Annotated in this window: 6 protein-coding genes; 3 read left to right on the top strand and 3 right to left on the bottom strand. The window is 74.3% G+C overall.

The window, feature by feature from the left end; translation table 11 throughout:
- Positions 1–411: 411 nt before the first annotated feature.
- The 3 genes from D476_RS0130395 (at position 412) to D476_RS0130380 (ending at position 3,185) form a co-directional block, all read left to right on the top strand.
- Positions 412–1,608: a macrolide family glycosyltransferase gene (locus D476_RS0130395; RefSeq protein ID WP_017627643.1), complete on the top strand. Its 1,197-nt coding sequence runs from the start codon at positions 412–414 to the stop codon at positions 1,606–1,608.
- Positions 1,609–1,772: 164 nt separating this feature from the next.
- Entirely contained in the window at positions 1,773–2,135 is a 363-nt protein-coding gene (locus D476_RS0130390; RefSeq protein ID WP_017627642.1) for a VOC family protein, read from the top strand.
- A 594-nt stretch (positions 2,136–2,729) separates the two neighbouring features.
- Positions 2,730–3,185 carry an SRPBCC domain-containing protein gene (locus D476_RS0130380; RefSeq protein ID WP_040728843.1) on the top strand — a complete coding sequence of 152 codons (456 nt, stop codon included), beginning with the start codon at positions 2,730–2,732 and terminating at the stop codon, positions 3,183–3,185.
- Positions 3,186–3,227: 42 nt separating this feature from the next.
- On the opposite strand, the gene D476_RS0130375 is transcribed toward D476_RS0130380, so the two are convergent.
- The 3 genes from D476_RS0130375 to D476_RS0130365 all read right to left on the bottom strand — a co-directional run bounded on the left by D476_RS0130375 (position 3,228) and on the right by D476_RS0130365 (position 5,308).
- On the bottom strand, positions 3,228–4,157 hold the full coding sequence (locus tag D476_RS0130375) for a ribonuclease Z (protein ID WP_026124004.1): 930 nt from the start codon (positions 4,155–4,157) through the stop codon (positions 3,228–3,230).
- A 96-nt stretch (positions 4,158–4,253) separates the two neighbouring features.
- Positions 4,254–4,970, bottom strand: coding sequence for a cation transporter (locus tag D476_RS0130370; RefSeq protein ID WP_017627638.1), 717 nt, complete (start codon positions 4,968–4,970; stop codon positions 4,254–4,256).
- Positions 4,970–5,308 carry an ArsR/SmtB family transcription factor gene (locus D476_RS0130365; protein WP_017627637.1) on the bottom strand — a complete coding sequence of 113 codons (339 nt, stop codon included), beginning with the start codon at positions 5,306–5,308 and terminating at the stop codon, positions 4,970–4,972. The genes D476_RS0130370 and D476_RS0130365 overlap by 1 nt, the downstream gene beginning before the upstream one ends.
- Between the last annotated feature and the right edge of the window lie 910 nt (positions 5,309–6,218).

Below are 6,218 nucleotides of genomic sequence, written 5' to 3'. Positions count from 1 at the left end.
CGGTGTCCAGGTGCGTCCATCGCAAGGCCGCTGTGCCTCCTAAAAGCAGAGGAGTCAGCCTGGGCGCGCTGTCGACTGATGAGAACGCAGCGAGGGGCGTGCCTGGGCGCCGCGCAGTAGGGCCTGACCCAAGAAACACGCCCTCGCCCTCCGCCTGCCCGCCTACGCCCCCTGCCGCCGCGCCGAAAACCAGATGCACCAGCGGTGGACGGTCGCTATATTCGTCCCATGCACTTGCAGATCTACGGCTAGCCCGAAGCCGCCCGACGCAGGGCGCCGCGCGCCCTCCGGGCCCCTTCCGGAGCCATTCCCCTCCCGTATGTCCGGCCGCCCGGCCGCGCCTTCGGCATGCCCTGAGGCCGCCGGTCCCCGGACGCGACCGATCCGTCGTAGACCTGCATTGGAGCACCCGTGCACCGCAAGCGCCTTCACATCGCCATGGTCGGTACCCCCGCCATCAGCCACGTCATTCCGAGCCTGGAGATCATCCGCGAGCTGGCCCGGCGCGGCCACCGCGTCACCTACGCCAACGACCCCCGTATGGAGGAGCTGGTCACCGGCGCGGGGGCCGAGCTGGTCCCCTTCACCAGCACGCTCCCGGTCGACGACCACTCCTGGCCCGAGGACCCCATCGCCGCCATGGAGCTCTTCCTCGACGACGCCAAGGCGATCATGCCGACCGTCCGCGCCGCCTACGAGGACGACCGCCCCGACGTGTTCCTGTACGACATCGCGGGCTACCCGGCCCGCGTGCTCGCCGAGAACTGGGGCGTGCCCGCCGTCCAGCTCTCGCCCACCTATGTGGCCTGGAAGGACTACGAGGAGACCGTCGGGGCGCAGGTCAAGGCCCTGCCCGGGGCCAGTGGGTACCTGGAGCGCTTCGGCGCCTGGCTCGACGAGCAGGGGGTTCCGCTGTCCGTCAGCGACTTCGCCGGGCACCCGCGCCGTGCGCTGGCCCTCATCCCCCGCGCCATGCAGCCCTACGCCGACACCGTCGACCCCGACGTGGTCTCCTTCATCGGCCCCTGCCTGGGCGAGCGGGCCGAGCAGGGCGAGTGGAGCCCGCCGCCCGGCGCGGAGGGCAAGCGCGTCCTGCTGGTGTCGCTGGGCACCGCCTTCACCGCGCTGCCGGACTTCTACCGCGCGTGCGTCGCCGCCTTCGGCGGCCTGGACGGATGGCACGTCGTGCTGCAGATCGGCAAGCACGTGCTCCCCGAGGAGCTGGGGGAGGTCCCCGACAACGTCGAGGTGCACCGGTGGGTGCCGCAGCTGGCCATCCTGCGGCAGGCCTCGGCGTTCGTCACCCACGCGGGGATGGGCGGCTCCAGCGAGGGCCTGGTCTGCGGTGTGCCGATGATCGCCGTGCCGCAGTTCGCCGACCAGTTCAGCAATGCCGACACCCTGCAGGCCCAGGGCGTGGCGCGGCGCATCGACACCGAGGACGCCACCGCCGACGCGCTCCGGTCGGCCCTGGAGGAGCTGACCTCCTCCCCGGCGGTGGCCGCGCGCCTGGCCGAGATCAGCGCCGAGCTGGACACGAAGGGCGGCGTCCGGGTCGCCGCCGACCTCATCGAGGCCGAGGCCGATCGGCACGCAGGGCGCGGCTGACCGCGCGGGGAGGGGCGGCACCGGGCCGCCCCTCCCCTCCCTTCTCCTGCCCGCTCCGCGACGCGCCCGGCGGCTCCGGCTGCCGGGCGCTGTCGGCGGCCCCGGTTACGGTGGCCCGAGGCGGTACCGCGCAAGGGGCGGGCCGCGCGGCAACGGAGGCGCCGATGATCACCACTGTCGACCTCGCCGTGCTGTACGTGCGCGACCAGGCCACCACGGTCGATTTCTACACCCGCGTCCTGGGGTTCCACACCGTCAAGGACGCGGAGATGTGGCCGGGCGCCCGCTGGATCGAGATCGCCCCGCCCGGCGGGGGCACGCGCATCACCGTGCACACCGCCTCGGAGTTCAACCGTTCCCCCGGCGAGGGCGCCTACCTGACCCTGGCCTGCGACGACGCCTCGGCCACCGCCCGCGAGCTGCGCGAGCGCGGGGCGACCGTCTCCGAGCCGGTGACCGAGCCGTGGGGCACCTACATCAAGGTCGAGGACCCCGACGGCAACGACATCATGGTCGCCGAGAAGTGATGACGGGGGCGACGGCCCGGCCTGCGGGCCCGGCCCACCCGCTCAGTCCTCGGACCTGACGGACCTCACCGTCAGGTGGGAGCCGCCCCGCAGCGGGTAGGCGGGGCGGCCGAAGAGCCGACGCAGTCCCACGACGACAGTCGTAGTCGGCTGGATGGTTGATCGGAACTGTGCGCCGTGCCCGATCGCGGCGTAGAGCGCGCAGAGCCCCGGCACACCCCGGTCCATGGGCCCCGGCGGTACACCCGGCACGGTGCTCCGGCCCCAACCGCCCCTTCAGCATCCGGACCACCGTCCCGATCCATGGGCGCCCCGCCGTGTCCGCAGCCGATACAGAGTCCCCCCTCAACGATCGACGGGGACCCCAGCTCCTCCAAGGTCTCCAGGCCGCAGGCGCCCACCTCCGCTCCGCCCCCGATGGCCGGTGATCACCCCGACCCTCTCCAGGCGCGTGACGCGGCGCAGGCACGGGGCGCGTCCGTGTGCCGCCACAGCGCGCCTCCTCGGTGGCCGGGGGCGCCGGAGAATACGGTCGGATGCGGGCAGGCGCCGGTTCGGGGTCGGCCCGCAGGGCAGCAGGCCGAGGAGGGGCGCGTGAGTACCGTGGACGAGATCTCCTGCACCGTGACCGTCGATGCGCCGCCCGACAGCGTGTGGCGCCTGGTGGCCTCGGCCGACGGGATGCGCCGCTGGTTCGCCTTCGACGGCGCCGAGGTCGACCCGGTGCCGGGCGGCTCCACCGCCTTCACCTGGAAGGAGCACGGCACCTACCGGGGGGTGGTGGAGCGCGCCGAGCCCGGCGAGGTGTTCGCCTTCCGGTGGTCCCTGGAGCCGGATGTGCCGCCCGAGCCGGGCCGCAGCACCCGCGTGGAGCTGCGGCTGAGCCCGGAGGAGGGCGGCGGGACGCGGGTGGAGCTGTGCGAGGGCGGGTTCGGCGCGCTGCCGGGGCCCGAAGGCGTGCGGCACGACCACGCCGAGGAGAACGCCCGCGCGTGGAGGGTCGGCCTGGCCCTGCTCAAGGAGGCGGCCGAGGCCGACCGGCACACCTGAGCGGGCCACCGTGCACGCCCGGCGGCCCGGGCGCGCCGCTCCTCAGGCGCGGCGCTTGGGGACCTTGATCCGGTCCAGGTCCTGGGCCAGGACGATGGTGCCGTCGAAGTGGGCCGCCGCCTGCTCGGCGAACCGGGGCTCGTCGTCGGCCTCGTAGCGCTCGGAGATGTGCGTGAGCACCAGCAGGCGCGCGCGGGCCTCGGCGGCGATGCGTCCCGCCTGGCCGGCGGTCAGGTGCCGGTAGTCCGAGGCCAGCTTCGCCTCGGAGTCCAGGTAGGTGGACTCGATGACGAGCATGTCGGCATCCTCGGCCAGCCGCACCGCGTTGTCGCACACGCCGGTGTCCATCACGAAGGCCATCGACTGGCCGGGGCGGGGGACCGAGCACTCCTCCACCGTCACGCGGCGGCCCTCGGGGCCCACGACCTGCCCCTCGCGCTGCAGGCGGCCGACGTCGGGGCCGGAGATGCCCAGGGCCGCCAGCCGGTCGGGCAGCATCCGCAGCCCGTCGGGCTCCTGGAGGCGGTAGCCGAAGGCGGGCATGCGGTGGTCCAGCGGGAGCGCGGTGAGCCTGAGCCCGTCGCCGTCCAGGGGGCAGGCGCCGAGCCCGTCCACGGGCTGGGCGGTGATGGCGTCGGTGTCGCCGAAGGCGGTGGCGTGGCGCAGCCGCTCCCAGAAGGTCTGGCCCGCGGCGGGGTATGCGGCCCGCACGGTGTGCTCGACGCGGTCGCGGGCGATGCGCTGCACCACGCCGGGGACGCCGAGGCAGTGGTCGCCGTGGAAGTGGGTGATGCACAGGCGGGTGATGTCGTGGGCGGCCAGCCCGGCGTAGCGCATCTGCCGCTGTGTGCCCTCTCCCGGGTCGAAGAGGATCCCGTGGTCGTCCCAGAGCAGGAAATAGCCGTTGTGGTTGCGGCGCTTGGTGGGAACGGCGCTGGAGCTGCCGAGGACGACCAGTTCACGTACGGACATGGCGATGATCATGCCAGTGGACGCGGGGGCGGGCCACCGGCTTTTCCGCGGCCCGCCCCCGGGGCCCACCGCGTCCGCGCAGGCTCCCGGCGCGGGTCAGCAGCAGGAGCAGCCGTCCCCGCACCCGCAGCCGTCGGCGTCGGCGTCGGCCGCATCGCCGGGGGCGACGGCCAGCGCCATGCCGCCGCTGGCGCAGCAGGCGTCGCCCCGCCAGGCCTCCACGCCCTCGCGCACGGCCACGGCGGCGATGACCAGCGCGACGACCGGGTCGGCCCAGGTCCAGCCGAGCAGGGCGTTGGCCAGCAGGCCCACCAGGAGCGCGGCCGACAGGTAGGCGCACAGCATGGTCTGCTTGGAGTCGGCCACCGCGGTGGCCGAGCCCAGCTCGCGGCCGGTACGGCGCTCGGCCCAGGACAGCAGGGGCATGACCGCCGCGGACAGCGCGGCCAGGGCGATGCCGACGGTGGAGGGCTCGGCGTCGGCGCCGGTGAAGGAGCGGACGGCCTCGAAGGTGACGTAGGCGGCCAGGGCGAAGAAGGAGAGGGCGATCACGCGCAGGGCGCGGCGCTCGCGCGACTGGCGCACCGCCGCGTCGCGGGCGGAGAACTGCCAGGCCACGGCGAGTGCGGAGGAGACCTCCACGAGCGAGTCCAGGCCGAACCCGATGAGCGCCGCCGAGGAGGCCAGGGACCCGGCGGTGATGGCGACGGCGGCCTCGACCAGGTTGTAGGCGATGGTTCCGGCCACGATCAGGCGGATGCGCCGGGTCAGCGTCTCGCGCCTGCGGTCGGAGGTGCCGGTGCGGGCGGGCATCAGCAGCAGTCCTCCCCCTGCTTCGCGTCGAGGCAGGTCTTGTCGTTCTCCACGGCGATGACGGCCGAGCGCAGGTCGTCCAGGGCGTGGGCGAGCCGGGGGTCGGCGAGCTCGTAGCGCACCCGCCGCCCGGCGGGAACGGCGACGACCAGGCCGCAGTCGCGCAGGCAGGCGAGGTGGTTGGAGAGCCGGGTGCGGCTGATGCCGAGCACGTCGGCCAGATCGGCCGGATGCGCGGGCACGTCGCGCAGGGCGAGGAGGATGCGGCAGCGGATCGGATCCGCCAGTGCCCGCCCGAACCGGGCCAGGGCGTCGATGTCGGTGGCGATGCTCAGCATGGTGACGACGATACAGGAATCGGTGAATCCACGAAATAGTGGATCCACGATCGTGTGGACCCGCCCTCGGGTGGCGAGGCGGCGGGAGGCCGCCACAGAAACCGGCCGCCGACCACCGTCACCAGGGGCGGCGCCGATGGCGTCGGCGACCCTGACGGGCCCACGGAGTGATGGCGGCCATACGGCACCTCGGGGTGTGCGCGGCCAAGGCGGGAGTGACAGGCGCCTTACTCATCGGCCCCGGCCGGGGGGCGGGCCGCCGGAGAGCGAGGCGAAAGTCAGCAGCGACGAGGAGCGGCGGGCGGGCTCTGGCGGCAGCGCTGTCATGTGTCGGGCGTGTGCGTGGTCGACGTCCTCGGCGGCGACGGCCCGAGGAGGGCATGTGCCCGCACTTGCCTGCCGAGTGCCGGGTCCCTTGGGAATCAGGGAGGCGGCCGGGTCGGCACCCCGCTCACGGGCTGCCCGACAGGTGGCAGGACCTCAGAGCGCCAGGTGACGAGGCAGCCACGACGAAGGCCAGCGGACCGTACGGCAGCGCCGCCGGGCGGCGGGCGTGCGGGTGGTCACCGTGAAGGGCGGCGACGGCAGGGCCGGTGCCCCGCCCATGGACCCCGGCCGGGCGACAGGCTGCCGGGGCGTAAGGGAGAAGACAGCGACGATGCAGGTCGGCGGCCCTTTAGGCAGCGCTGTCGGCCGCGTGGCGTGTGCGTGGTCACCGTTGACGGCAGCGACGGAGCAAGCGGGGCGTTCCCGGGCCCTGCCTGCCGGGCGGCGGGTTGGCGGGGTGCCAGGCGGAGGGCGGCGACGACGAAGGTCGGTGGCCCTCGCCGTAGCGTTGTCGGCCGCCGGGCGCGGGGGCGGTCGCCGTGTCCGGCGGCGACGGCCGGAGCGGGGCGCTCGTGGTCCGGGT

The organism is Nocardiopsis chromatogenes YIM 90109 (assembly GCF_000341185.1).
In the GTDB taxonomy this organism is placed as follows: Bacteria; Actinomycetota; Actinomycetes; order Streptosporangiales; family Streptosporangiaceae; genus Nocardiopsis_A; species Nocardiopsis_A chromatogenes.
This window is presented reverse-complemented; position numbering and strand designations above follow the sequence as displayed.